This is a genomic window from Anaeromyxobacter terrae, assembly GCF_022690685.1.
Classification (GTDB): Bacteria; Myxococcota; Myxococcia; order Myxococcales; family Anaeromyxobacteraceae; genus Anaeromyxobacter; species Anaeromyxobacter terrae.
Map to the genome: position 1 here is coordinate 13193 of NZ_JALCYY010000036.1, position 24531 is coordinate 37723.

Below are 24531 nucleotides of genomic sequence, written 5' to 3' on the forward strand. Positions count from 1 at the left end.
GCCGGGGCGACACCGCGATAGCGGCGAAGCCGCCCGCGGTGGCGCACGGGACCCGGCGAGCAGGGGTGGGGCCCCGACGAGCTCTGCTCGGCGGGGCGAGGGCGCAGCCCCGTCAGAACATGGCTAAACGACAGCGCGATGCGCGACACCGAAGGTGATCGCGAATCGCGAACTGTCGTTTAGGCGAGGCGCACGGGAGCCGCCCGCGCGCCCCGCTCACTCCTCGACGCCCTTCACCTTCCCCTCCGCCCGCCGCCGCTCGATGATCTTCTGGGCGATCGGCGGCGGAACGGGGTCGTAGTGCGAGGACTCCATGGTGAAGTACCCGACGCCCTGCGTGAGCGAGCGGAGATCGGCGTCGTAGGTCATCGCCTCGGCGTGCGGGCAGAGGGCGCGGATGAGCACCCCGCGCGCGAGCGGCTCCATGCCCTGCACCTTCGCGCGCCGGCTGTTCAGGTCGCCCAGCACCGCGCCGACGTACTCCTCCGGCACGCGCACCTCGAGCCTCATCACGGGCTCGAGGAGGATCGGGCGCGCCTCGAGGACGGCCTTCTTGAACGCCATCGAGCCCGCCACCTGGAACGCCATGTCGGAGCTGTCCACGTCGTGGTAGCTGCCGAACACGAGGCTCGCCTTGAAGTCGACCACGGGGTAGCCGGCGAGCGGGCCGGAGTGCAGCGCGCCGCGGATCCCCTTCTCGACCGAGGGGATGAACTGGCGCGGGACGACCCCGCCGACGATGGCGTCCTCGAACTCGAAGCCCTCGCCCCGCGGCTTGGGCGCCAGCTCCACGTGCGCGTCGCCGTACTGACCGTGCCCGCCGGTCTGCCGCTTGAACTTGCCCTGCGCCTTCGCCGGCGCGGTGATGGTCTCGAGATAGGCGGGCGTGGGCGGCGCCAGCGTGACCTCGACGCCGTGCTTGCGCTTCACGCGCTCCACCGTGACCTCGATGTGCGCCTGGCCCATGCCCTGGAGGAGCATCTCGCCCGTGTCCGGGGAGCGGGCGAGCTCGAGCGAGGGATCCTCCTCGATGAGCTTCTGCAGCGCCGCGGCGGCCTTGTCGTCGCCGGTCTTCGCGTGGACCGCGTACGACACCGGGCGTGTGTGCTGGGCGAAGGGCGGCAGGAGGATGGGCGCGCCCGGATCGCACAGGGTGTCGCCCGTGTGCGCGTCCTTCAGCTTCATCAGCACGACGAACTCGCCGGGCCCCGCCTCGGGGACCTCCGCCGTCTGCGCCCCGTCGGTGCGGTGCAGGTGGGAGACGCGCTCCTCGCTGCGCGTGCGGGGGTTCATCAGGGTCGCGTCGTGCTTCAGGGTCCCCGAGAAGACGCGGACGTAGTCGACCCGCCCGGCGAAGTGGTCGATGGTCGTCTTGAACACCTGCCCGCAGAACGGCGCCTCCGGCGTGGCGGGGCGGGTCACGTCCTTGCCGGCGAGGTCCTTGCCCTTCACCTCGCGCGCCTCCGGACCCGGGAAGATCCGGACGACGAGATCGAGCAGCTCGCGGATGCCGACGCCGCTCTTCGCGCACGCGCACGCCACCACGAGGAAGCGCTGCTCGGCGGCGCCCCGCGCGAGGCCGAGCGCGATCTCCTCCTCGGTGAGCGCTCCGCCCTCGAGGTACTTCCCGAGCAGCGCGTCGTCCGACTCCGCGGCCGCCTCGACGAGCGCGGTGCGGAGCCGCTCCGCCTCGGCCGCGAGCTCACCGGGGATCTCGCCTTCCTCGAACCGGCCCTTGCCGTCGTGCAGGTGGGCCTTCATCGAGACGAGGTCCACGAGGCCGGCGCACTTGCCGCCGCGCAGGATCGGCAGCTGAACCGGGATGGGCTTCACCTTGAGCGACGCCTCGACGTCCGCCAGGGTCCTCGCGAAGTCCGCCTGCTCGTGGTCGATCCGGGTGACCACGGCGATCGCCGGCCGGCCCGAGTCGGCGAGGACGTCGTAGGTGCGCTCGGCGCGGTGGTGCGCGCCGTCGGCGGCCGAGAGGGCGAGCACCGCGCCCTCGGTCACCTGCAGCGCCCACTCCACCTCGGTGAGGAACGCGGCGAACCCCGGGCAGTCGAGCACGTGGAACACCCGGCCGCCCTCCTCGAAGCTCTCCGGGTGGAGCGCGAGCGTGAAGTTCCGCTTCTTCTCCTCCGGCTCCGCGTCGAGGCGCGAGGTGGAGCCTTCGGCGGGGGGGCGCTTCGGATCGGCGATGCGCCAGAGCGCCTCGACGAGGGCGGTCTTGCCCGCCCCGTCGGCGCCGATGATGGAGAAGGTGCGGATCACGCGGGAGTTGGCCATGTCGTGTCTCCGACTTCCCCGCGCCCCCGGGCGCGGGCGTATGCGCTGAAGGATGCAACGAGATGCGTGCGCGGCGCCACGTGTTCTTCACCGCGCGACAGGCGCGGCCCGAGAGGGCCGCGCCCGTTCGTCGCGCCTGCCTCAACCATCGCCCTTCGCGAGCTCCGGGAAGTCGTCCTGCCAGAACTCGCGCGGCCCGCGCGGTGCTCCGGCCTCGCGCACCTGCTCGCGGCGCCGCAGCTCCACCCGGCGGATCTTTCCGGAGACGGTCTTCGGCAGCTCCGAGAACTCGATGCGGCGGACGCGCTTGTAGGGCGCGAGCCTCCGGCGCAGGAACCGGAAGATCTCGAGCGCGAGCTCGCGGTCCGGCGCGCGCCCAGGCTTGAGGATGATGAACGCCTTGGGGACGACGCCGCGCACCGCGTCGGGGCTCGGCACGATCGCCGCCTCGGCGACGGCGTCGTGCTCGATGAGCGCGCTCTCGAGCTCGAAGGGGCTGATCCGGTAGTCGGAGCTCTTGAAGACGTCGTCGGCCCGCCCGACGTAGGTCACGTAGCCGTCCGCGTCACGCGCCGCGACGTCGCCCGTGTGGTAGTGGCCGTGGCGAGTCGTGAACTCGTTGAGGTTGGGATCGTCCTCGTACCCCGCCATGACCCCCGCCGGGCGCGGGTCGAGCGAGATGGAGACCTCGCCCTCGAGCGCCTCGCCCCCCTCCTCGTCGAGCAGCGCGATGCGATAGCCCGGCAGCGGGCGGCCCATCGAGCCGGGCTTGAGCGGCTGGCCCGGTGAGTTGCCGACCTGGGCGGTGGTCTCCGTCTGGCCGTAACCGTCACGGATGGTGACGCCCCACGCCTTCCGGACCTTCTCGATCACCTCGGGGTTGAGCGGCTCGCCCGCCGAGAGCGCCTCGCGGAGCTTCACCTTGTGCCGGGTGAGGTCCTCGAGGATGAGCATGCGCCAGACGGTGGGCGGCGCGCACATCGTGGTGACGACGTGCCGCTCGAGCACCTCGAGCGTCTCGCGCGGCACGAACCGCGCGTAGTTGTGCACGAACACCGTCGCGCCCGCGTTGAACGGCGCGAAGAAGCTCGACCAGGCGTGCTTCGCCCAGCCCGGCGACGAGACGTTCATGTGCACGTCCCCCTCGCGCAGGCCGATCCAGTACATCGTCGAGAGGTGACCCACCGGATAGCTGCGCTGGGTGTGCACGACGAGCTTCGGCTTCGCGGTCGTGCCGCTCGTGAAGTAGAGCAGCACGGGATCCGAGGACATCGTCTCGCCGTGCGGGATGAACAGCGACGACTCGTCGTACGCGAGCTCGAACGGGAGCCAGCCCGGGACCTGCTCGCCGACGACGTGCCGCGTGAACCCGCCGTCGAGCGTCCGCATCTTCTCCGCGCCCGCTGGATCCGTCACGACGTGGCGCACGCGGCCGCGCTCGATGCGGTCGACGAGGTCCTCCGGCGTGAGCAGGGTGCTCGCGGGGATGACGCACGCGCCGAGCTTCATCGCCGCGAGCATCACCTCCCAGATCTGCACGCAGTTCGGCAGCATCATGAGGATGCGGTCGCCGCGCTCGATGCCGTGGCGGCGGAGGTAGATCGCCACGCGGTTGGAGCGCTCCGCGAGCTCGGCGTACGAGAGGCGCACCTCCGCGCCGTACTCCTCGACGAGGTGCAGGGCCGTCCGCGGGTTCCCGTCGGCGATGATGTCGAACCAGTCGAGCGCCCAGTTGAAGCGATCGAGGGCAGGCCAGCGAAACTCGCGGTAGGCGGTCTCGTAGTCCTCGCGATGCTTCACGAGGAAGTCGCGGGCGCGGCGGAAGCTCTCCGTGGACGACATGCGGCCTCCTGCGGGTGGGAGGCCGAGTGTGTCAGACGGCCACAGGCCCCGCGAGACGCCCGGGGCGTCCCGGCGGGGGCCCCTCGACCGGGCCGCGAGGGAGGGCCCTACCCGCCGAACAGGCGTCCGGCGAGCGACTCGGACAGCCCGTCGAGCATGAACTGGATGCCGATCGCGACGAGGAGCAGGCCCGCGGCGCGCTCGAGGATGGCGAGACCGGTGCGCCCCAGCACCCGCTCCGTGCGCGTGGCGCCCGCGAGGATCACGTAGCTCACCGCGGCAGTGAGCGCGATCGCGAGCAGCACGGGGAGGGCGTGCCACCAGGGACCGCCCCGCGCTCGCGCCATGAGGACGATGGCGGTCGCGATGCTCCCCGGCCCGGCGAGCAGCGGCATCGCGAGCGGCACGATGGCGATGTCCTCCTTGTCGACGCCGGCCTCGACCTCGCCCTCGGTGATGCGCGTCCGGGACGGCTGCGTGCGGATCATGTCGAGCGCGAGCAGGAGGAGCACGACGCCGCCCGCGATCTTGAACGCGCCGAGGCTGATGCCGAGGAGCTTGAAGATCCAGGCGCCGGCGAGCGCGAACACCGCGAGCACGAGGCCGGCCGCGATGGCGGCGCGGAGCGCGATGACGCGCCGCTCGTCCACGCTGTGCCGCCTCGTCATCGCGAGGAAGAACGGCACCGCCGAGAACGGATCGACGACGAAGAAGATCGCCGAGAACGACACGAGGCCGAGGCTGAGGAGCTCTCCCATGACGAGCGCGGGCGGAAGATACCCCGGACGGCCGCGGCGCGGGGCTACTTCTCGGGCGCGGCGCGGCGGGCGAACCCCGAGCGGCGGATCGACCAGACCTTGCGAACCGCCTCGATCACGATCCGGCGCGACATCTTCGACTGCCCCACCCGGCGATCCGCGAAGACGATCGGCACCTCGACCACCCGGAACCCGCGCCGGAGCGCGCGGTAGGTGAGCTCGATCTGGAACGCGTAGCCCGAGCACTCGACCGTCGGAAGGTCGATCGCCTCGAGCACCTCGCGCCGGAAGCACTTGAAGCCGCCGGTGAGATCCCGGACGCGCACGCCGAGGATCGTCCGCGCGTAGAGGCTCCCCCCGCGCGAGATGAGCTTGCGGCCGAGGCCCCAGTTCACGGTGCCGCCGCCGGGGACGTAGCGCGAGCCGAGCACGAGGTCGGCGTCGCCGCGCGCGCGGGCGAGCAGCGCCGGCAGGTAGCGCGGGTCGTGCGAGAAGTCCGCGTCCATCTCCAGCACGTACGCGTAGCCGCGCGCGAGCGCCCAGTCGAAGGCGGCGAGGTACGCCCTCCCGAGCCCCTGCTTCGCGGCGCGGTGGAGCACGTGGACGCGCGGCTCGCGGGCGGCGATCTCGTCGGCGAGCTCGCCCGTGCCGTCCGGCGAGCTGTCGTCGACCACGAGCACGTCCACGTCCGGCGTGGCGGCGAGGATCCCGGCGACGATGGGCCCGAGGTTCTCGCGCTCGTCGTAGGTGGGGAGGCAGACGACCGCCGGGCGCTTCTCCGTCATGACATCACCCCCACGATCTCCTCCGCGACCCGCCGCGGCGCGCCGGGCTCGCCGAGCGAGTGGCGCACCTCGCGCAGCGCCGCGAGCTGGGCGTCGCGCACGGCGCGGTCGCCGAGGAGCCGCTCGATCTCCGCGGCCATGCGCGCCGGGCTCGCCTCGCCCTGCAGCAGCTCGGGGACGATCCCCCGGCCGGCGAGGATGTTGACGAGCCCGAAGTGCGCGATGCGGACGAGCATCCTGCCGAGCGCGTACGTGAGCCAGGAGAGCCGGTACACCACGATCATCGGCCGGAGCATGATCGCGGACTCGAGCGTCGAGGTGCCGCTCTTCACGATCGCCGCGTCGCTCGCGCCCACCACCTCCTCGGTGCGCCCGTCGACGAGCTTCACCTCGATGGTGTGGTGCTGGGCGAGGTACGGCTCGAGCGCGGCGCGCGGCAGGGTCGGCGCGACCGGCACGACGAACTGCGCGTCGGGGTGGACGGCCTTGATCCGCTCGGCGGCCTCGAGCATCGGCGCGAAGAGGCGCTTCAGCTCGGCGGGGCGGCTCCCCGGCACGAGCGCGACGGTGGTCCGGCCGTTCGCGAGCCCGAGCGCGGCCCGGTAACGGTCCGGCGCCTCCGGCGGCGGCCGCTCGGCGAAGGGGTGGCCGACGAAGCGCGCCTTCACGCCGGTGCCCTCGTAGAAGCCCGGCTCGAACGGGAGGATGCAGAGCATCCGGTCCACGACCTTCGCGATCTTCTTCGCCCTGCCCTTCCGCCACGCCCAGATGGTGGGCGAGACGTAGTAGACGACGGGGATCCCGAGCTTCTTGAGCTTCGCCGCGAGGCGGAGGTTGAAGTCCGGGAGATCGACCAGCAGGGCCGCCTTCGGGCGCCGCTCGGCGGCGGTGCGCGCGAGGAGGCGCAGGATGCCGAGGATCCGCGGCAGCCGCGGCAGCACCTCGGCGACCCCCATGACCGAGATGTCCTCTGCCGGCGCGAGCGCCTCGAGCCCCGCCGCGCGCAGCCGCGGACCGCCCACCCCGAACGCGTGGATCCCGGGACGCAGCGCGACGAGCTCCTCGAGGGCGCGCGCCGCGTGCATGTCGGCGCTCGCCTCGCCGGCGACGATGAGGATCTCCTCGGACAAGCCGGCGGGTCATAACACGCACGCCGGGGCGCTCCAACGCCCCTGGGGTCGGTGTAGGCGCGTGGCGCCAGCGGATCGCGGTGGAGCCCCGCGCCGGTGCGCGGCTAACATCCCCTCCGTGCCGCTCTTCCACCGCAGGCCCCGCACGCGCACCGAGATCGTCGCCGCCGCAGACCGCGCGCGGGAGCGCGGCCGGATCCGGAAGGCGGTCGCGGGTTACCGCGAGGCCCTCCGGTCCGACCCCGAGGACCCGTCGCTGAACGTGAAGCTCGCGCCGCTCCTGGCGCGCCTCGGCCAGGGCGCCGAGGGCGCCCGGTGCTTCCGCCGCGCGGCGGAGCGCCACCTCGCGGCCGGGTTCACGGATCGCGCCGCCGCGGTGTGCGTGACCGCGACCGCGGTGTTCCCCCTCGAGCCGGCCTTCCGCCTCGAGCTCGCGCGGCTGCACGCCCTGCGCGGGCGCCGCGCCGACGCGGTCGGAACCCTGGTGGAGGGGGGCCGCGCGCTCGCCCGCGCGCGACGGCGCCCGGGCGCCGTGTCGCTCCTGCGCCGCGCGCTCGAGCTCGAGCCCTTGCACCTCGAGGCGCGGCTCGCGCTCGCCCCGGTGCTCGCCGCCGAGGGGGAGCGTGACGAGGCGCGCGCCCTGCTCCGCGGCCTCGAGGGGCACGCCCGCGGGCGGCACCTCCGCCGGGTGCGGTGGGCCGCGCTGCGCATCTCTCCATCCCCGGCCACGCTGTGGCGCTGGCTCTCCGCCGCGTTCGCGGGCGACGCGCCCGGTCGCCAGCCCGCCGGCGGACGCGGACGAGACCGCGCTCGTTAGTCCACGTTGGGAATTGCGTCGGCTCTGGCCCCATGCTGGAGTGCGACCGAATGACACATGGGGGCCCAAGCGTCCGGGGCGAGCTGCCCTGGCTCGGGGTGTCGCTCTGCGGCATCCTGGCCGCGCACGCCTTCTCGCACTTCATCATCCACCGCGGCGCCATCCTGACCTCGCTCGCCGCGACCGGGACGGTGCCGGCGTGGATGTGGGGCGCCCTCTTCGCGCCCGAGCTCGTCGCCTGCTTCATCGTCGGCTGGCGGCTCACGAGGTGGTGGCAGATCGGCGTGTATGCCGTCGCGGCGGCCCTCGTCCGCCAGGGCTGCGAGTTGGCGCTCCACTACACCGGCGACGCCGGGCACGTGATCGAGGGGCCGCGCGCCGTGCTCCTCGCGACCCCTGTCGTGACCCTCGTCTACGCGATGCTCATCGGGCTCGCCTCGTCATCCGGCCGCCAGGACCGGCAGCTCGACCGCGCCTGAACGACCGGCTCGCGATTCGCGATCACCTCCGGTGTCGCGAATCGGCCTCTCAGCGCTCGCAGCGCTCCATGCAGCAGACGAGGTCCTCCAGCGCCGGCTCGGCGAGCCGGTAGCGCGCGAAGCCGTCCTCGCGCGTCGCGGCGACCAGCCCGAGGCTGCGCAGGATGCGGAGCTGCTGCGAGACGATCGCCTGGCTCGCGCCGAGACGCTCGGCGAGCGTCGATACGTTCAGCTCCTCCTTGCAGAGCGAGGCCACGATGCGGAGGCGCAGCGGGTGCGCGACCGCCTTCAGCACCTCCGCGATCCGGCCCGCGCGGGCAGGGTCGGCTGCGAGGGGCGGCTCTGGACGAGGGCTCGGCACGGGAGGAGAGGATAGCGCGGACGGGCGACGCGCGCCCGCCCGCGCCACGGGTCGGGGCCCTAGAACTCTTCCTTCTTCTGCTCCTTCTCGTGGAGCCGGTCGAACCAGAGCTCCGCGCTCTTCAGCTTGCGCCGGGCGATCTCGCCCTTCGAGTAGCCCAGGGCCTCGAAGTCGAGCTGCCCGTTGGCGGTGTGGCAGCGATCGCAGGAGAGCGCCTTCTGCTTCGTCACGAGGTGGCTGTTCGCGAAGTAGATGGTCTGCCAGCCGGGCACCGGGTCGACCTTCTCGAGGCCGAGGGTCTTCGCGGCGGAGGCGACGCCCGCGAGCGTGTCGCCGCTCGCCGTCGGCTGGGCGAAGTCCATGGAGAGGAGCTTGCCCGTGCGGCGGTCGTAGTAGGCGCGGCCCTCGTAGATCTTGAACGGCGTGATCTTGCTCTTCGGGTCGCTGCGGCTGCCCTTCGGGCCGATGAGGTGCGGCTCGTTCCGGACGGTGCCGTTGAACCAGGCGTAGACCGGCTTCGTGCCCGCCGGCTCGCGCTTGATCGTGGACGGCTCCCAGAAGCCGGTCGCCGCGTCCTTCGACCACTTCGTGAAGTCCTTCGCCACCGCGCCGCCCGAGGTCGGGATGTGGCAGGTCTGGCAGGCGATCTTCGCCGTGTGCGCGTCGTAGTCCGCGTCCTTGTGCGGCTTCGCGCCGTGGCAGTCGGCGCAGGCGACGCGGACGCCGTCGTTCGCCCAGTTGTTCGGGTCGAAGCCGGTCGGGATCTTGTGGTCCTTCGCCTTGTGGCAGTCGGCGCAGGTCATGCCCTTCGCGGCGTGCGCGTCGTGCTCGGCGTCGAACGCGAAGCCGCGCTTGATGAGCGTGCCGCCGCCCGCCGTCTCGTGGCAGGTCATGCAGGCCTTGACGGTGGGCTTGCCGACCGCGAGGGCCGCCTCGACGCTCCGGTCCTGCCCGATCGCCACCTTCCCGTCGGGAGTCTTGTACGGCTTGCGCTTCGAGTAGTCGTACTTGGCGGAGTGGCAGACGAGGCAGTCGATGGCCGCCTCGGCCTCCGCGCCGCTCGAGCCGACGCCGGCGAGGTGGTTCCCGGGGTGGCAGGAGTTGCACCCCGTGAGCTTCGTCTTGCCGAGCGCGTTCTGCGGGATCTCCTTGAGATCGTTCACGACGTCGTTGCCGTTGCAGAACGTGTAGATGCGGTTCTTCATCCCGTATTCCTGCCGGGGATCGAGGTTGTCCACGTTCGTCACCCTGGAGGCGTGCTTCCAGTGGACGGTCCCGAGGAACGCCTTCGCCGTGCCGGGGTGGCACTCCTCGCAGGTCTGGGGGCCCTGGTAGCCCTTCTCGCGGATGACGTCGTTCCCGGGGTGCTCGGCGGCGAGCGCGGGCGCGGCGGCGAGGGCCACGACGAGCGCGAGGGTGCGGGGCAGGATGCGCATTTTCACTCTCCGTTTTAGCGTGTGACCGAGAAAAAGGGCTGCAGCGCCGGTGATCGCGCGCCGCAGCCCTGCTCCGGCCCTGGAGGGAGCCAGAGCTTTGCTAGCAGCCACCGGCCTTCTTGAAGAAGGTGGAGTGGTTCTTCCCGTCCTTCTTCTCGTACTTGGCCTTGATCTCGTCGCCGACGCCGATCCGCTTGTCCTTGAACTTGTCGAGCGTGACGGTGTCGTCGACGAGCAGATCGACGAGCGTGCCGCTCTTCGTGTCCTTGAGCGTCGCCGTCGCGGACGCGCCGGCGAGGTCGATCTTCGTCACCGTGCCGAGCATCTTCTCCTCGGCCTGCGCAGGGTTCGCGGTCGCGAGGGTGAAGACGACGGCGAGGGTGAGCGCGGACAGGATCTTCTTCATCTTGCTTCTCCTTGTGTCGACTGCGGGGTGAGCGGCGGGATCAGGGCGCCGCCGAGGTGCCGGTCGGGAGCGCGAGCATCGCGACGCCGGCGAGGGCGACCGCGACCAACCCGACGAAGATCCACTTCCTCGCGGCGCCGGTGGGCGCGACGGCCTCGGCCGCACCGGCCACCATCCGCTCGATGCGCTCGCCCGCGAGGAAGGCCGCGATGGCGATCGCGACGACGAACGCGGCGACGATCGGCGCCGGGAGCCCGAGCCAGGCCGACAGCGACAGGGCGCCGAGCTTGCCCGAGTTCGGGAACGCGCCGAGCGCCGGCTCGACGTGCGCGTACACGAGGCCGCCCGCGACCACGCCGAGGACCGTCGAGACGCCGTCGAGCTTCCCGGAGGCGGTCGCGACGAGCGAAGTGCCGGGGCAGTAGCCGGACATCACGAAGCCGGCGCCGAGCAAGAGGCCGCCCACGATCATCGGCCAGAGGTAGGTCGGGTAGTTGAACTGGATGGCGGCGAGGTCCACCACGCCGGCGGACGACAGCACGACCAGCCCGAGCATCGCGGTCACGATCGCCGTGAACATGACCTTGAGGACGGTGAAGTCGTACCCGTAGAACTGCCCGACGAGCTTCTGGGCGCGCCCGAAGCCGGAGCGCTCGAGCACGAACCCGAACCCGATCCCGACCACGACCGCGACGGCCATGCCGAGGGCGCGGCGCTCGTCGGAGAGCGCCTCGATGGGGAAGATCGTCGTCATCGCCACTGCCTCCTCAGGAAGTAGGCGACCGCGTAGCCGCCCGCGAACACCGACAGCATGAAGGCCCACGAGCCGACCGACATCGCCGCGCCGCCCGAGAGCGCCTGGCCGGAGGTGCAGCCGCGCGACAGCTTCGCGGCGAAGCCCATGACGACGCCGCCCGCGATCGCGAAGCCGATCCGGCGCGCGCTCGAGAAGGTCGGGCCCTTCAGCACCTCACGGGAGAAGCGCCCCGACGTGATCGCGCCGAGGACGCCGCCGATGAGGACGCCGACCACCTCGAACACGAGCCAGTCGTCGAGTGGATGGCCGTCCTCGAGAACGGCGGCGATGGCCGGGACGCGCTCGGCGTGCGAGGGCGCGAGGCCGGAGACCGCCCACACGCCGAGCCGGTACGTCGCGCCCGAGGCGCCGAGCCCCTTCCCCATGAGCAGGAAGGTCACGAGCAGCACCAGGCCGAGCGCCACGCCGCCCGCGTATGGGTTCCAGAACTTGCTGGGGTTCCTCTCCATCCGTTCCTCCACTGCGTCACGCGGCGGCCCTCGGGACCGCCGCGGAGTTCGAGCTCACGCGAGGGAGAGAGCCCACGCCTCCCCAAAGGGTTCTCTCTCGACCGACCGGGAAGCACCTGCCACCGCCCGGCAGCCCCCGTCGACGCACGTTCCCAGCGCGGGCGGGCCGTGCGATGCGGGGCAGCGATGGAGGCGAGACGCCCCGCGGCCTCGCGCCGGAGATCCCGCCGTGTCGGCGGCCTTACCGTCATCTAGCGACATTGCTATTTCGCTATGCACACGGCGGACCGACCTCCTGCGATCGCGTGGTTACGGCACATTCTCGCGGTTTCCGGGGCGCCGGCGGTGCGCAAGGCGTGCGCGCGCACGGGGAGCCAGCGCAAAACGATCCGGCGGGCGAAGGCGGAGCGATCTGCCGGGCGGTAGCCGCCCCGGCGCACGACGGCACAGGCCACGCCTTGACTTCTAGTGAAGCCTGGCCGAGCCCGAGCCCGTCCGGGCGAGATGACAACGTCCCGTCGCGCGGATTAGAGAGTCGGAGTGCCCCCCGGCCCCATCCAGCGCGCGGGCGAGCCCGGATGGAAGGACCCAGAGCCTCCCCGCGCCTCCCGCTGGCGGGGGCGCCTGCCCTGGTCGCCCGGCCGCATCGTGGCGATGTACGCGCTGCTCGCCGCGCTCTGGATCGAGCTGTCCGATCGTGCGGTCGAGATGCTGATCGGCGATCACGCCGGGACGACGATCCAGACCGTGAAGGGCATCGGGTTCGTGGCAGTCACCTCGGTGATGCTGTACGCGCTCATCGGGCGCCGCGAGCGCGGCCTGCGCTCGCGCGGCGCCGAGATCCGCGCGACCATCGAGAGCATGGCGGACGCGGTGCTCGTGGTGGACGCGGACACGCGGATCGTGGAGGCGAACCAGGCCGCCGCCGAGCTCCTCTGCGTCGGCAGCCGCGAGGCGCTGCTCATGCCGCTCGCCGCGTGGGGACGCCGCTTCCAGCTGCGCTACCTCGACGGCACGCCGGTCCCCTTCGAGCGCTTCGCGACGGTCCGCGCGCTCGCCGGCGCGCGCGTCCCCGCGTACGACGCGATCATCCGGGCCGACGACGGGCGCGACGTGTTCCTCTCCGTCACCGCCTCCCCGGTCCTCGTCCCCGGCGGCGGGACCGAGCTCGCCGTCACGGTGCTGCGCGACGTCTCGCCGGCGCGCCGGCTCGACGAGCTACGGGACGAGTTCCTGTCCACCGCCGCGCACGAGTTCAAGACCCCACTCGCCGTCATCAAGGCGTACGCCCAGCTCCTCCAGAAGCGCGATCCCGGGGAGGCGCAGGCGCTCGTCGTCATCCAGCGGCAGGTGGAACGGCTGAACCGGCTCGTCCAGCACCTCCTCGACACGACGCGCCTCCGGCTCGACGCACGCGAGGGGCATCTCCAGCGGTTCGACCTCGGCTCGCTCGCCGGCGAGGTCGTCGCCCGCATGCGAGCCTCCGCGCCGGCCCACGCCCTCTCGGTCGCGTCCGTCCCGGCGCAGGTGATCGCCGACCGCGACCGGCTCGCCCGCGTGATCACGAGCCTCGTCGACAACGCCGTCCGCTTCTCTCCAGGTGGCGGCACGGTCTCGGCGCGCGTGGAGTCGCGAGACGGCGAGGCGATCTTCTCGGTGGAGGACCACGGCCTCGGCATCCCGCCGGAGCGCCAGGCGCGGATCTTCGAGCGCTACTACCGCGCTCACGCCGGCACGCCCCAGGACTACGGCGGGCTCGGCCTGGGGCTCGACATGAGCCGGGAGATCGTGGCCCTCCACGGCGGACGGATGTGGTTCGAGAGCGCGCCCGGCCACGGCTCCACGTTCCACTTCAGCGTCCCGCTCGCCGGGGAGGGCTCCGCATGACCGAGCGCAGCGTGCTCGTCGTCGAGGACGATCCGGACCTCCTCGCGCTGCTCGAGATGATCCTCCAGGACGCCGGCCACACGGTGCGCACGGCGCAGGAGGGCGGAGCGGCGCTCGCCCGCGTCGCCGAGGAGATGCCGGGCGTGATCCTCCTCGACATGCGGATGCCGGGGATGAACGGCTGGGAGTTCGCGCGCGAGTTCCGCGCCCGCTACGGGCGGGCGTGCCCCATCATCGTCGTCACCGCCGCCGAGAACGCGCGGGGCCGCGCCGAGGAGATCGGCGCGGAGGGGTGGCTGTCGAAGCCCTTCGAGCTCGAGGAGGTCCTCGCGACCGTCGCGCGGCACCTCTCCTCGGCCGAGGCGCCGCCGGCCACGCACTGAGGGCTCGCGAGCCCTCCGCGAACGCACCGCGGGCGCTACGGGAAGAGCGTGAACCGCACGCCTCCCTCGAAGAGCGGCTGGAAGCCGCGGTCGCTGATCGACCGGCGCGGCAGGCCCTCCTCCTCGACGCGCGAGTACGTGGTCCACGACACGCCGCCGTAGAGACCGACTCCGAACACCGGGTTCGAGCGGAGATCGACGCCGCCCATGAGGCGCAGCATCTCGTGACCGGTGTAGGAGACGAGCTCGCGGCTGTCGCCGTTCGACGTCGTCACGTTCGCCGCCGCGAAGCCGGTGCCCACGGCCAGCCACTTCCCGACCGGCGAGTTGGCGCCCCACGTGTGCCTGAGGAGCACGCCGAACTTGACCGTCGAGGACATGCAGTCGAGCCCCGCCGCGGAGCACGCGCTCCGGTACGGATTGCCGGCGTCGCCCACGCCGACGTCGAGGTACAGGCCGAGACCGATGGCGGGCGTGATGCGCGCGCCGCCCTCGAACCAGAGGTCGAGCTGCCCCTCGAGCACGTCGCCCGTGCTGACGCCATCGCCCATGTCGCCGCCGAAGCCGATTCCTCCCAGGCCGAAGGAGGCGTACACGGGCAGGATGGGCGCGAAGCCTCCCTGCGCGCGCGCCTGTGCGGGGGGCGCGTACGGCGGCGGGCCGGCGTACGGCGGGCCCGCGGGCGGCGGAGGACGGCGCGCCGGCGGAGGGCGCGGAGAGGGCTCGCGGCGCACGCGCACCGTGCCGTCCGCGTACGCGATGCGCGCGATCTGTTCCGCGGGGATGCGCCGGGTGGTCCCGTCGGGCACCAGGATCGTCACCCCTTCGGACACCTCCTCGATGACGCGCCCGCGGACGCGCCCGCCGGTCACGAGGAACACGGTGTCGAGCGGCCCCTGCACGACAGGCGCGGCGCCCCTCGATTCCTGCGGCGCCGTGGGCGCGGCTCCAGGCTGCGCCGGCGGCGGCCCCGCCGGCGGGGGCCCCGCGGGGCTCGCCTGCGGGGCGCCGCTGCCGCGCTCGATCCGCGTGATGGCGTCCGGATCGAAGCGCCTCAGCGTCCCGTCCTCGAGCTGGATCGTGACGCCCGTCGTCGGGCTCTCCTCGACGATGGTGCCGGTGACCCGGGTTCCGTCCTTGATGATCACCGTGTCTTGCGCCGGCGCGGCGGCGAGGGCCGCGGCGAGCAGGATCGCGAGCATGTTCATCCTCCGGCCGGACGTCGTCGTCCGTCCCTTCCGAGCGCACTAGCGACAAGCGTGCCGGCCCCCGCGGGCTGCCACACCCTGCCGCCGGGTCCCGTGCCGCGCCGCGACATCACGGGCGTTTCCTCGTCCGGGCCCGCTCCGCCCGGGGACGGGCCGACCGCCCGCCCGCTCACGCCTACCCCCTGCCCCTGTGGGCGGACGGCTCGCGTGTCGCAACGGATTCACGCCTCGCGGCGGCTACGTGGTCTCGGGATCGATCCACTTCCGCACGTGGGGAGGCTCGAAGTGGTCGAACGCGTCCAGCAGCGCCCGAGGCTCCTCCCCGACGAGGATGAGCCGCCGGTGCTCCGGGCGCAGGAACCCCTCGGACACCGCGTGATCGAAGTACGAGATCAGCGGACGGTAGTAGCCGGCGACGTCGAGGAGCCCGCACGGCTTCGCGTGGAGGCCGAGCTGCGCCCAGGTGAGGATCTCCGAGAGCTCCTCCAGCGTTCCCATCCCGCCGGGCAGCGCGAGGAAGGCGTCGGAGAGCTCCGCCATCTTCGCCTTGCGCTCGTGCATCGAGCCGACCACGTGCTGCCGCGTCAGGCCGCCGTGCCCGAGCTCGCGAGCCAGGAGCACCCGCGGGATCACGCCGTCCACCTCTCCGCCCGCCTCCAGCGCGGCGCTCGCCACCGCGCCCATGAGGCCGACGCTCCCGCCTCCGTACACGAGGCCGAGCCCGCGCCTCGCGAGCGCCCTCCCGACCTCCTGCGCGATCGCCACGTACACACCGTTGATTCCAGAGGAGGAGCCGCAGAAGACACAGACACGCTTCATGCGCGGCAAATTAGCGGACCAGTCTGGCCCGCAAAGAGACCCTCTCGGGACTAGCATACCCGCGCGTGGTCTGGCACCGTGTCGGCCTCTATGTCGACCTCCGTGAGTCCGGTGTCCGCGCCCCGCGCTACGCGCCTGGGCGCGCTGTGGAACAGCGCCGTCGGCAAGAAGGCGCTCATGGCAGTGACGGGGATCGTGCTGTTTCTGTTCGTCCTCGTTCACATGATCGGCAACCTGCAGGTGTTCCAGGGTGCCGAGAAGATCAACCACTATGCGGAGCTGCTCCGCATCTCGTTGCCGTTCCTCTGGTTCACGAGGATCGTGCTGCTCGTCGCGGTGTTCGTGCACGCGCTCGCGGGCATCGAGCTCTGGATGGAGCGTCAGCGCGCGCGCCCCGTGGGCTACCAGGACTACCGCCCGGTGGTCTCGTCCACGGCGTCGCGCACGATGATCTGGAGCGGCCTGCTCATCCTCGGCTTCGTCGTTTACCACCTGCTCGATCTCACGATCGGGGTGGTCAACCCGAGGTTCGAGCATGGCCAGGTCTTCGCGAACATCGTCGCGAGCCTGTCGCGCGCGGTGGGCGCCACCATCTACGTCGTCGCGATGGTCGGGCTCGGCTTCCATCTCTGGCACGGGCTCTATTCGATGTTCCAGTCGCTCGGCCTCTCGAACCGCGGCATCTCGCCGACGATCCAGAAGTTCGCGATCGGCTTTGCCGTGCTCCTGACGCTCGGGTTCTCCGCCGTTCCGCTGGCCGTCATTCTCGGCTTCGTGGGGTGAACAAAGACATGCCGCTCGACGCGCACATCCCTTCTGGCCCCATCGAGCAGAAGTGGCAGAAGAACAAGTTCGACCTGAAGCTGGTCAACCCCGCCAACAAGCGGAAGTACCGGATCATCGTCGTCGGCACCGGCCTCGCCGGTGGCGCCGCGGCGGCGACCCTCGGTGAGCTCGGCTACGAGGTCCTGAACTTCTGCTTCCAGGACACTCCTCGCCGCGCGCACTCGATCGCCGCGCAGGGCGGCATCAACGCCGCCAAGAACTACCAGGGCGACGGCGACTCGGTGCAGCGCCTGTTCTACGACACGATCAAGGGCGGCGACTTCCGCGCCCGCGAGGCGAACGTCTACCGCCTCGCCGAGGTGTCGGCGAACATCATCGACCAGTGCGTCGCTCAGGGCGTCCCGTTCGCCCGTGAGTACGGCGGCGCGCTCTCGAACCGCTCGTTCGGCGGCGCGCTCGTCTCGCGCACCTTCTACGCGCGCGGCCAGACCGGCCAGCAGCTCCTGCTCGGCGCCTACCAGGCCCTGCAGCGTCAGGTGGCCGCCGGCACCGTGAAGCAGTTCGTCCGCACGGAGATGCTGGAGCTCATCGTCGTCGAGGGTCGGGCCCGCGGGATCGTGGTGCGCGACCTCGTCACCGGCAAGATCTCGTCGTACGTGGGCGACGCGGTCGTGCTCGGGACCGGCGGCTACGGCAACGTCTTCTACCTGTCGACGAACGCGAAGGGCTCGAACGCGACGGCGATCTGGCGTGCCCACCGCAAGGGCGCGTTCTTCGCGAACCCCTGCTACACGCAGATCCATCCGACCTGCATCCCGAAGTCGGGTGAATACCAGTCGAAGCTCACGCTGATGAGCGAGTCGCTCCGCAACGACGGGCGCGTCTGGGTGCCGAAGTCGGCGGGCGACAAGCGGTCGCCGGATCAGATCCCCGAGTCCGATCGGGACTACTACCTCGAGCGGATCTACCCGACCTACGGCAACCTCGCGCCGCGCGACATCTCCTCCCGCCAGGCGAAGAACGTCTGCGACGAGGGGCGCGGCGTCGGCCCCGGCGGTCTCGGCGTCTACCTGGACTTCCGCGACGCCTTCAAGCGGCTCGGCCGGAAGGTCATGGACGAGCGCTACGGGAACCTGTTCGAGATGTACGAGCGGATCACCGGTGAGGATCCGCACGACGTCCCGATGCGCATCTACCCCGCCGTCCACTACACGATGGGCGGCCTCTGGGTGGACTACAACCTCATGTCCAACCTCCCCGGCCTGTTCGTCGGCGGCGAGGCGAACTTCTCGGACCACGGCGCCAACCGCCTCGGCGCGAGCGCGCTCATGCAGGGCCTCGCGGACGGCTACTTCGTCCTTCCGGCCACGGTCGGCGACTACCTCGCTCGCGGCGGCTTCGCGAAGATCGACACCTCGCACCCGGCCGTCAGGGACGCCGAGCGCGAGGTGAACGAGCGGACGAAGCAGCTCATGTCCATCGGCGGCAAGAAGAGCGCCGACCAGCTCCACCGCGAGCTCGGCAACGTCATGTGGACCGACTGCGGCATGGCGCGGACGAAGGAGAGCCTCACGCACGCGCTCTCCGTCATCCCCGAGCTGCGCGAGAAGTTCTACCGCGAGCTGCGGGTCACCGGCTCGGGCGCCGAGCTCAACCAGCAGCTCGAGCAGGCCGGGCGGGTCGCCGACTTCTTCGAGCTCGCCGAGCTGCTCTGCTACGACGCGCTCCAGCGGAACGAGTCGTGCGGCGGCCACTTCCGCGTCGAGTACCAGACGCCGGACGGTGAGGCGCAGCGCAACGATGCCGAGTACGCGTACGTGGCGGCCTGGGAGTTCAAGGGCGTCGGAGCGACGCCCGTCCTGAACAAGGAGCCGCTCGTCTTCGAGAACATCCACCTCGCTCAGCGGAGCTACAAGTGAGGATCACCCTCGACATCTGGCGTCAGAAGAACCCGCGCGACCCCGGCCGCTTCGAGCGGTTCGAGGTGCCGAACATCAACGAGCACATGTCCTTCCTCGAGATGCTGGACGTGCTGAACCAGCAGCTCGTCTCCGAGGGCAAGGAGCCGGTGGCGTTCGACTCCGACTGCCGCGAAGGCATCTGCGGCATGTGCGGCTTCCTCATCAACGGCGAGGCACACGGCCCGCTCCGCAACGCGACCGTGTGCCAGACGCACATGCGCCACTTCAAGGATGGCGACGTGCTGCGGCTCGAGCCGTGGCGCGCGGCGGCGTTCCCCGTGCTGCGCGACCTCATCGTCGACCGGTCGGCCCTCGACCGCATCATCGCCTCGGGTGGCTACACCTCCACCCGCACCGGCTCCGCGGCCGAGGCCAACCAGATCCTCGTGTCGAAGCCGTATGCCGACAAGGCGATGGAGGCGGCCGCGTGCATCGGCTGCGGCGCGTGCGTGGCGTCCTGCCCGAACGCCGCGGCGGCGCTCTTCACCGGCGCCAAGATCGCGCACCTCGCTCACCTGCCGCAGGGTCAGCCCGAGCGCATGGCGCGCGCTCTCTCGATGACGAGCCAGGCGCACGCCGAGGGCTTCGGTCACTGCACGACCATCGGCGAGTGCGAGGCGGTCTGCCCGGCCGGCATCAAGCTCGAGGTCATCTCGATGATGAACAAGGACGTCATCAAGGCGACGCTCGGCGGGCGCGCCTCCGAGATGCAGACGCTCGCGGCCCTGCCGCCCTCCGCGGCGATGCGCTTCTTCGAGTCCGAGCCGCCGAAGAAGGAGCAGTAAGCCACAGGCGCCACCGCCGGCTCCCCGCCGGCGTTCCCGCCCCGCCCGCGCCGCGATCTCGCGGCACGCGCGGGGCGGCGGCGTCTCGGGAACGAGAGTGGCAGCGTCTCTCGGCGGCCGGAGGCTCGCGAGGTGAGCGGGGAGCGCGGCGGCGCGCCCGCACCCGAGGCGCGACGGGACGCTCCCCGGCGCTAGGCCGGCTCGAGCTCGGCGAGGAGCGGCTGCGCGTCTCGGAGTGCGTGTGAGAACCAGCGCTCCCAGGGGAACCGGCCCTCTCCGTCGGGCCACACCGCCTGCAGCGCCGGGAAGCGCGGCCCACCGTGGAACCAGCCCGCGTACCCGAGGTACGCGAGGTAGTGGCGGCGCGCCACGGCGCGGAGCGCGACCGGGCGGTCCGGAAGGATCCCGTCCACGACGCCGCCGTCCTCGAACCGCTCGCCGGCGCGCACGCGCGCGCCGATGCGATCGAGCGCGGCCTCGCGGGTCGCGGCGTCGAGGCCGAACACGACGACCTCCGGATGATCGAACGAGCGGAACAGGCCGACCGTGAAGGCGTGCTGCGCGCCCGCGCCCTCGGCCTGGATGACGTGCCACCCGCCCTCCGCGACGTCAGCGAGCACGCGGAGGTCGAGCGCGTCGAGAGGCTCGCCTCGCCGGGGCGGGTAGCGCGGATCGAGCGAGGGCCAGCGGCGCGACGGTCGCGCCGGGAGCGGGAGTGGGCCCTCCCGGACGTGCCAGCGCTCGCCGGGGCCTGCGCGGCCGAGCATCGTTCCCCGCGGGTGCAGCACGATCTCGACCGCCGACGCGTCGCGCGCCACCACCTCGTCGAGCGCCCAGTCGCGATCGTCTGCCGCGTCGTGAGGGGCGCGCCCGCACCGGAAGCGCCACTCAGCGCCCCCGTCTCGGCTGCGCGCCGCGGCCAGGATGGGCGCCCCACCCTCCGCCACGTGCCTGCAAACGGCAGCGCGATCGCTGGACATCGACGGGAGCAGACCACTTTGGAGCCGGGATGTCACGGGATGTCACGGGCGTCGCTGCGCGAGGTCGCCGGGCTCACGGGGGCCCTCCGGGGTGACCGGCGCGCGGCGTGGTTGCGTTGGTTCGCCCCGCGCCCGACCGTCTCCATTGCCATGGCGGCGGAGAGTGGAGCGGCGGATTCGGGCGGGGCGTCCCTCATGAGACAGGCGGGACCGCTCATCGCGGCGCGCCTGTTCACCGCCGTCCTGACGCTCTCGATCCCGCTCGTGCTCGCGCGGGTCCTCCCGCTCGCCGAGTACGGCACGTACAAGCAGCTCTTCCTCATCGCGCTGACGCTCTCGTCGATCCTGCCGTTCGGCGTCGGGCAGAGCCTCTACTACTTCATCCCCCGCACGGCGGACCCGCGCGTCTACTTCGGCCAGACGCTGCTGTTCCTGCTCGCGGCTGGCGCCGTCGCGGCGGTGGGGTTGTTCGCTGCGATGCCGCACGTTGCCGCCGCCTTCGCGAACCCCGGGCTGCTCGAGCACCGGCTCCCCCTCGCGCTCTATACGGGCTTCACCGTCGCAGCGTCACCGCTCGAGCTCTCGATGACGAGCCAGGGCCAGACGCGCCGCTCCGCCGCCACCTACCTCGTATGGGACAGCGCTCGCGCCGCCGCGTTCGTGGTGCCCGCCGCGACGGGCCGCGGCCTCGGCGCGATGATGACCGCCCTCACCGCCTTCGCGGCGCTCCGGCTCGTCGCCGCCTGGGTGGTGATGGTGGGCGCGAAACGGGGCCCTCTCTTCGACCGGCGCCTCTTCGCGGCGCAGCTCGCGTACGCGGTCCCGTTCGGGATGGCGATGCTCGTCGCCATCCCGCAGCAGTACGCGCATCAGTACGTCGTCGCGAGCACCGTCGCGCCGGCGCTCTTCGCGATCTACGCCGCCGGCTGCTTCGACCCGCCGTTCGTGGATCTGCTGTACACGCCCACCGGCGAGGTCCTCATGGTGCGCCTCGGCGCGCTCGAGAAGGCGGGCCGCGCCGGCGAGAGCGTCGCCGCGTTCCGCGAGGCCGCGGCGCACCTCGCCCGCTACCTCCTGCCCGGCGTCGTCTTCCTCTGGGCGATCGCCCCCGAGTTCGTGATCGCCGTGTTCGGCCAGCGGTTCGCGGCGTCCGCCACCGTCTTCCGCATCTGGCTGCTCGCCATCCCGTTCGGCATCTTCCCGATGGACGCGGCGCTCCGCGCCCGCAACGAGACGCGGCACCTCCTCCGGGCGTACGTCGTGAAGGCGCTCGCGACGGTGCCGCTCGTGTGGGCCGGGGTCACGCGGTTCGGGATCGTCGGCGGGGTCGCGTCGTACGTGGCGGCGGAGCTCGTCGGCAAGACGACGCTCGCCGCGCGGCTGCCCCGCGCGCTCTCCGACGCCGGAGTCCGCCCCACGTTGCAGGCGCTCGTTCCCTGGAGCGAGGTCTCGCGGGCGGCGATCGGCGGCGCGCTCGCCGCGATCGGCGGCGTCGTGGTCCTCCGCGCGGCGCCGGCGCTGGAGGCGCCGAGCGCCGCTGCGACCGCGCTGTACCGGTTCGTCCCGCTCGCCATCGCGGGAGCGGTCGGCGCGGCGATCTACCTCGCGGTGCTCTGGATGACGGGCGTTCGCCCGGCGACGGTGCTCGGCACGCTCCGCTCGCGGCGGCCCGCCGGAGCCCCCTGACCCCTCAGCGGACCTGCGCGCCCTCTCGGCGCGCCGCGCCGTAAACGAGGCGCGGGACCTCGAGCCCGGTCAGATCCTCGTACAGCGCGTCATAGCTCGCGCGCATCTGCTCGAGCGAGAACTCGCCCTCGACCAGGCGCCGCCCCCGCTCCCCCATCCGCCGCCGCAGCGGCGCGTCCTCGAGCAGCTCCAGGAGGCGCCGGGCGAGCACTGCCGGCGCGCCGGGTGGAACGAGGAAGCCCTCCTCGCCGTCCCGGACGATCTCCGGCGTCCCGCCCACGGCCGTCGCGACGACCGGGAGCCGAGCCGCCATGGCCTCGAGGATCGCGTTCGAGATGCCCTCGGCGTGGCTCGGCGAGGCGGCGACCTCCGCCCGCGCGAGGATGGACGCCACGTCGCGCCGGTGGCCGAGGAAGTGGCAGTGCTCCGCGACGCCGAGCTGGCGTGCCGCGCGCTCGAGCAGCGGCCGGCGCTCGCCGTCGCCGACGAGCACCAGGCGCGCCTCGGGCCGGGCGCGCACGACCTCGCGCATCGCGTGGAGGAGGTCCGTCTGACCTTTCACCGGATGGTGCATGTTGGCGACGCAGACGATCGCGCCGGCGTCCGGCGCGGGCGCCTCGGGGAGGCGGCGCGCCGCGCGGTCGAGCTCGGCGAGATCGACGCCGTTCCGCACCACCACGACCCGGTCCGGCTCCACTCCGCCCCGGATCGCCTGCTCGCGGATGCAGAGGGCGTTCACGAGCACGCGATCGGCGAGGCGAGAGGCGAGCGCGAGCGCGGGCCGGCCGAGGCCGGGGAGCTGGTGGCCGAGATCCACGCGGGTCACGATCGACGGCACGCCTGCGAGGCGCGCCGCGATCACGCCGAGGACGTTCGTGCGCAGATCCTGGGCGTGAACGACGCGGATCCCCTCCTGCTGGACGAAGCGCACGAGCCGCGCCACCTGGAGCGCGGTGTACGGCCGCACGAGCTTGTTCCCGACGTCGAACACGAACGGGCGGACGCCGTCCGCGGCGAGATCCGCCAGGTGCTCGCCGTCGTCGTGCAGCGTCGCGACGACCGGCTCGAAGCGCGTCCGATCCATCGTGCGGACGTTGAGGACGGTCTGCCGCTCCTGTCCCCCGAGCTGGAAGCGGTCCTGGAAGACGAGGATCTTCAGCGGGCGGCCCACGGCGGCAGCTCCCTCCCGAGCGCCGCGCGCTCGCGCGAGAGCCGCATCGTCACGAGGCCGCAGGCGAACAGGAAGTAGAGGAACCAGGACAGCGAGTAGCCGTTGGCCATCTCGATGACGAGGTAGCCGGCGAGCGCGGCGAAGATGGCCCGCGCCTCCGTCCCGACGAGCGGGTCGGACCCGACGCGCCAGAGCTTCGGCAAGAGCCACGCCACGAACGCGCAGAAGAGCAGGAACGCGATCACGCCGAGCTCGCCGACGATCTCGAGCAGGATGTTGTGCGCGACGTAGCGGCGCCCGCCCGCCTCGAGCGGCGCGTAGCGCCCCCACGCCTGGATGTACGCGCTCGCGCCCACGCCCGTGAGCGGGCGCTCCGCGACGATGACTCCCAGCACCTTCCAGGCGTTCTCCCGCCCCTCGACCGAGACGTCCGTCTCGTACTGCGTGATGGTGGCGTTGCGCTCCCAGAAGCTCGAGGGCGCGAAGGCGATGAGGCCGAGCGCGATCGCCGCGGCCGCCCCGAGCTTCCTCGCGGAGCTGAGGGTCTTGCCGCGGAACAGGAAGAGCGCGAGCGCGAGCGCCGCAGCCACCGAGCCCGATCGGGAGTGGGTGAGCACGATCGCCGCGAGCTGGGCGGCGAGGGTCGCCGCGAACAGCACGCGGACCCAGCGCTTCTTCGCCGTGACCGCGCCGTAGAGGGCGAACGGCATCACCGCGATGAGGCACATCGCGAGGCGGTTGGGATCGGCGTACGGACCGCGCCAGTGCGTGCGGAACCCGTCGATGAGCGCGTCGTCGTTGCGCCACACGTCGATCGCCCCGAGCGCCGGGCCGAGCGCGGCGAGGGTCCCGACCAGCATGAAGCGCCTGAGCCGCTGCGGACCGTCCACCGCGTTCTGGACGACGACGAACACCACCGCCATCTTGGCGGCCTCGATCGTCGCGCCGATCGTGTCGGGCTGAGAGATGGTCCAGGCGAGCGACAGCGGGACGAAGGACAGGTAGGCGAGGAGCGGGATCACCCCCGGGCCGCCCATGCGGATGCGCTCGCCGGAGGTCACGCGGTGCATGAGCAGCGCGAACGCCCCGACGGCCATCGCCACGAAGGCGAGCCGGAGCTGCTCGAACCACGGCCACCAGAACTGCGGGTTCGAGTACAGCATCACGACGAACGCGAGCGTGGCGCCGTGCACGAGCAGGTGCCACCTCCGGCTCGCGCGCTCGATCCACGCCTGCCGGGCGAGGAGCGCCGAGTCGAGGGTCGCTGCGTCCGCATGAGCCGTCATGTCCACCTCTGTG

23 protein-coding genes are annotated in these 24531 nt (G+C 72.2%); 8 read left to right on the plus strand and 15 right to left on the minus strand.

All coding sequences use genetic code 11. The features are described 5' to 3' along the window. Positions 1-216 precede the first annotated feature (216 nt). The 5 genes from MNY62_RS16190 to lpxB form a co-directional block, all read right to left on the minus strand. Entirely contained in the window at positions 217-2286 is a 2070-nt protein-coding gene (locus MNY62_RS16190; RefSeq protein WP_242345223.1) for an elongation factor G, read from the minus strand. Between the two features lie 141 nt (positions 2287-2427). After that, the gene (locus MNY62_RS16195) at positions 2428-4128 is read right to left on the minus strand and encodes an AMP-binding protein (RefSeq protein WP_242345224.1); all 1701 of its coding nucleotides are present in this window, start codon (positions 4126-4128) and stop codon (positions 2428-2430) included. Between the two features lie 107 nt (positions 4129-4235). After that, positions 4236-4886, minus strand: a complete 651-nt coding sequence (locus MNY62_RS16200) for a MarC family protein (protein WP_242345225.1) — start codon at positions 4884-4886, stop codon at positions 4236-4238. Between the two features lie 44 nt (positions 4887-4930). Then, on the minus strand, positions 4931-5671 hold the full coding sequence (locus MNY62_RS16205; protein WP_242345226.1) for a polyprenol monophosphomannose synthase: 741 nt from the start codon (positions 5669-5671) through the stop codon (positions 4931-4933). Continuing rightward, entirely contained in the window at positions 5668-6801 is a 1134-nt protein-coding gene (lpxB, locus tag MNY62_RS16210; RefSeq protein WP_279426688.1) for a lipid-A-disaccharide synthase, read from the minus strand. Before lpxB ends, MNY62_RS16205 begins: the two co-directional genes overlap by 4 nt. Positions 6802-6919: 118 nt before the next feature. Between lpxB and MNY62_RS16215 the strand changes: the two genes are divergently transcribed. Next, positions 6920-7618, plus strand: coding sequence for a tetratricopeptide repeat protein (locus MNY62_RS16215; protein ID WP_242345227.1), 699 nt, complete (start codon positions 6920-6922; stop codon positions 7616-7618). Between the two features lie 50 nt (positions 7619-7668). Then, positions 7669-8097 (plus strand): hypothetical protein, encoded by a 429-nt coding sequence (locus MNY62_RS16220; RefSeq protein ID WP_242345228.1) that lies wholly within the window; start codon positions 7669-7671, stop codon positions 8095-8097. Between the two features lie 49 nt (positions 8098-8146). On the opposite strand, the gene MNY62_RS16225 is transcribed toward MNY62_RS16220, so the two are convergent. From MNY62_RS16225 to MNY62_RS16245, 5 genes are all read right to left on the minus strand, one after another. Then, positions 8147-8458 (minus strand): ArsR/SmtB family transcription factor, encoded by a 312-nt coding sequence (locus MNY62_RS16225; protein WP_242345229.1) that lies wholly within the window; start codon positions 8456-8458, stop codon positions 8147-8149. A gap of 59 nt (positions 8459-8517) precedes the next feature. Further along, complete coding sequence (locus MNY62_RS16230; protein ID WP_242345230.1) at positions 8518-9894, minus strand: cytochrome c3 family protein; 1377 nt, start codon at positions 9892-9894, stop codon at positions 8518-8520. A gap of 100 nt (positions 9895-9994) precedes the next feature. Further along, positions 9995-10300, minus strand: coding sequence for a hypothetical protein (locus MNY62_RS16235; protein ID WP_242345231.1), 306 nt, complete (start codon positions 10298-10300; stop codon positions 9995-9997). Positions 10301-10340: 40 nt separating this feature from the next. Further along, a complete protein-coding gene (locus MNY62_RS16240; protein WP_242345232.1) occupies positions 10341-11054 on the minus strand; it encodes a YeeE/YedE thiosulfate transporter family protein in 714 nt (237 codons plus the stop codon). Continuing rightward, positions 11051-11566 carry a YeeE/YedE thiosulfate transporter family protein gene (locus tag MNY62_RS16245; RefSeq protein ID WP_242345233.1) on the minus strand — a complete coding sequence of 172 codons (516 nt, stop codon included), beginning with the start codon at positions 11564-11566 and terminating at the stop codon, positions 11051-11053. Before MNY62_RS16245 ends, MNY62_RS16240 begins: the two co-directional genes overlap by 4 nt. Before the next feature lie 540 nt (positions 11567-12106). Here MNY62_RS16245 and MNY62_RS16250 point away from each other — a divergent pair. Beyond that, complete coding sequence (locus MNY62_RS16250; RefSeq protein WP_242345234.1) at positions 12107-13453, plus strand: sensor histidine kinase; 1347 nt, start codon at positions 12107-12109, stop codon at positions 13451-13453. After that, a complete protein-coding gene (locus tag MNY62_RS16255) occupies positions 13450-13836 on the plus strand; it encodes a response regulator transcription factor (protein ID WP_242345235.1) in 387 nt (128 codons plus the stop codon). Before MNY62_RS16250 ends, MNY62_RS16255 begins: the two co-directional genes overlap by 4 nt. 35 nt (positions 13837-13871) lie before the next feature. On the opposite strand, the gene MNY62_RS16260 is transcribed toward MNY62_RS16255, so the two are convergent. Both MNY62_RS16260 and MNY62_RS16265 read right to left on the minus strand, forming a co-directional pair. Next, positions 13872-15038, minus strand: a complete 1167-nt coding sequence (locus MNY62_RS16260) for a hypothetical protein (protein WP_242345236.1) — start codon at positions 15036-15038, stop codon at positions 13872-13874. A gap of 243 nt (positions 15039-15281) precedes the next feature. Next, entirely contained in the window at positions 15282-15863 is a 582-nt protein-coding gene (locus MNY62_RS16265) for an LOG family protein (RefSeq protein ID WP_242345237.1), read from the minus strand. A gap of 102 nt (positions 15864-15965) precedes the next feature. Between MNY62_RS16265 and MNY62_RS16270 the strand changes: the two genes are divergently transcribed. The 3 genes from MNY62_RS16270 to MNY62_RS16280 are packed head-to-tail and all read left to right on the plus strand — an operon-like array spanning position 15966 to position 19395. Beyond that, complete coding sequence (locus MNY62_RS16270; RefSeq protein WP_242345238.1) at positions 15966-16646, plus strand: succinate dehydrogenase cytochrome b subunit; 681 nt, start codon at positions 15966-15968, stop codon at positions 16644-16646. Positions 16647-16654: 8 nt separating this feature from the next. Continuing rightward, entirely contained in the window at positions 16655-18568 is a 1914-nt protein-coding gene (locus tag MNY62_RS16275; RefSeq protein ID WP_242345239.1) for a fumarate reductase/succinate dehydrogenase flavoprotein subunit, read from the plus strand. Then, positions 18565-19395: a succinate dehydrogenase/fumarate reductase iron-sulfur subunit gene (locus MNY62_RS16280; RefSeq protein ID WP_242345240.1), complete on the plus strand. Its 831-nt coding sequence runs from the start codon at positions 18565-18567 to the stop codon at positions 19393-19395. Before MNY62_RS16275 ends, MNY62_RS16280 begins: the two co-directional genes overlap by 4 nt. A gap of 191 nt (positions 19396-19586) precedes the next feature. Here the strand turns inward: MNY62_RS16280 and MNY62_RS16285 are convergent, their stop codons facing one another. Then, positions 19587-20342 carry a DUF4262 domain-containing protein gene (locus MNY62_RS16285; protein ID WP_242345241.1) on the minus strand — a complete coding sequence of 252 codons (756 nt, stop codon included), beginning with the start codon at positions 20340-20342 and terminating at the stop codon, positions 19587-19589. Between the two features lie 228 nt (positions 20343-20570). On the opposite strand from MNY62_RS16285, the gene MNY62_RS16290 reads away from it, so the two are divergent. Further along, positions 20571-22061: a lipopolysaccharide biosynthesis protein gene (locus tag MNY62_RS16290; RefSeq protein ID WP_332842261.1), complete on the plus strand. Its 1491-nt coding sequence runs from the start codon at positions 20571-20573 to the stop codon at positions 22059-22061. A 4-nt stretch (positions 22062-22065) separates the two neighbouring features. Here the strand turns inward: MNY62_RS16290 and MNY62_RS16295 are convergent, their stop codons facing one another. Both MNY62_RS16295 and MNY62_RS16300 read right to left on the minus strand, forming a co-directional pair. Next, entirely contained in the window at positions 22066-23232 is a 1167-nt protein-coding gene (locus MNY62_RS16295) for a glycosyltransferase (protein ID WP_242345243.1), read from the minus strand. After that, on the minus strand, positions 23217-24518 hold the full coding sequence (locus tag MNY62_RS16300; protein WP_242345244.1) for an O-antigen ligase family protein: 1302 nt from the start codon (positions 24516-24518) through the stop codon (positions 23217-23219). The genes MNY62_RS16295 and MNY62_RS16300 overlap by 16 nt, the downstream gene beginning before the upstream one ends. Positions 24519-24531: the final 13 nt, after the last annotated feature.

Excerpts from the sequence above, each read along its gene's own strand:
- MNY62_RS16190 (WP_242345223.1), bottom strand. The coding sequence starts at position 2,286 with ATGGCCAACTCCCGCGTGATCCGCACCTTCTCCATCATCGGCGCCGAC.
- MNY62_RS16195 (WP_242345224.1), bottom strand. The coding sequence starts at position 4,128 with ATGTCGTCCACGGAGAGCTTCCGCCGCGCCCGCGACTTCCTCGTGAAG.
- MNY62_RS16200 (WP_242345225.1), bottom strand. The coding sequence starts at position 4,886 with ATGGGAGAGCTCCTCAGCCTCGGCCTCGTGTCGTTCTCGGCGATCTTC.
- MNY62_RS16205 (WP_242345226.1), bottom strand. The coding sequence starts at position 5,671 with ATGACGGAGAAGCGCCCGGCGGTCGTCTGCCTCCCCACCTACGACGAG.
- MNY62_RS16220 (WP_242345228.1), top strand. The coding sequence starts at position 7,669 with ATGACACATGGGGGCCCAAGCGTCCGGGGCGAGCTGCCCTGGCTCGGG.
- MNY62_RS16230 (WP_242345230.1), bottom strand. The coding sequence starts at position 9,894 with ATGCGCATCCTGCCCCGCACCCTCGCGCTCGTCGTGGCCCTCGCCGCC.
- MNY62_RS16235 (WP_242345231.1), bottom strand. The coding sequence starts at position 10,300 with ATGAAGAAGATCCTGTCCGCGCTCACCCTCGCCGTCGTCTTCACCCTC.
- MNY62_RS16240 (WP_242345232.1), bottom strand. The coding sequence starts at position 11,054 with ATGACGACGATCTTCCCCATCGAGGCGCTCTCCGACGAGCGCCGCGCC.
- MNY62_RS16245 (WP_242345233.1), bottom strand. The coding sequence starts at position 11,566 with ATGGAGAGGAACCCCAGCAAGTTCTGGAACCCATACGCGGGCGGCGTG.
- MNY62_RS16255 (WP_242345235.1), top strand. The coding sequence starts at position 13,450 with ATGACCGAGCGCAGCGTGCTCGTCGTCGAGGACGATCCGGACCTCCTC.
- MNY62_RS16260 (WP_242345236.1), bottom strand. The coding sequence starts at position 15,038 with ATGCTCGCGATCCTGCTCGCCGCGGCCCTCGCCGCCGCGCCGGCGCAA.
- MNY62_RS16265 (WP_242345237.1), bottom strand. The coding sequence starts at position 15,863 with ATGAAGCGTGTCTGTGTCTTCTGCGGCTCCTCCTCTGGAATCAACGGT.
- MNY62_RS16275 (WP_242345239.1), top strand. The coding sequence starts at position 16,655 with ATGCCGCTCGACGCGCACATCCCTTCTGGCCCCATCGAGCAGAAGTGG.
- MNY62_RS16290 (WP_332842261.1), top strand. The coding sequence starts at position 20,571 with ATGAGACAGGCGGGACCGCTCATCGCGGCGCGCCTGTTCACCGCCGTC.
- MNY62_RS16300 (WP_242345244.1), bottom strand. The coding sequence starts at position 24,518 with ATGACGGCTCATGCGGACGCAGCGACCCTCGACTCGGCGCTCCTCGCC.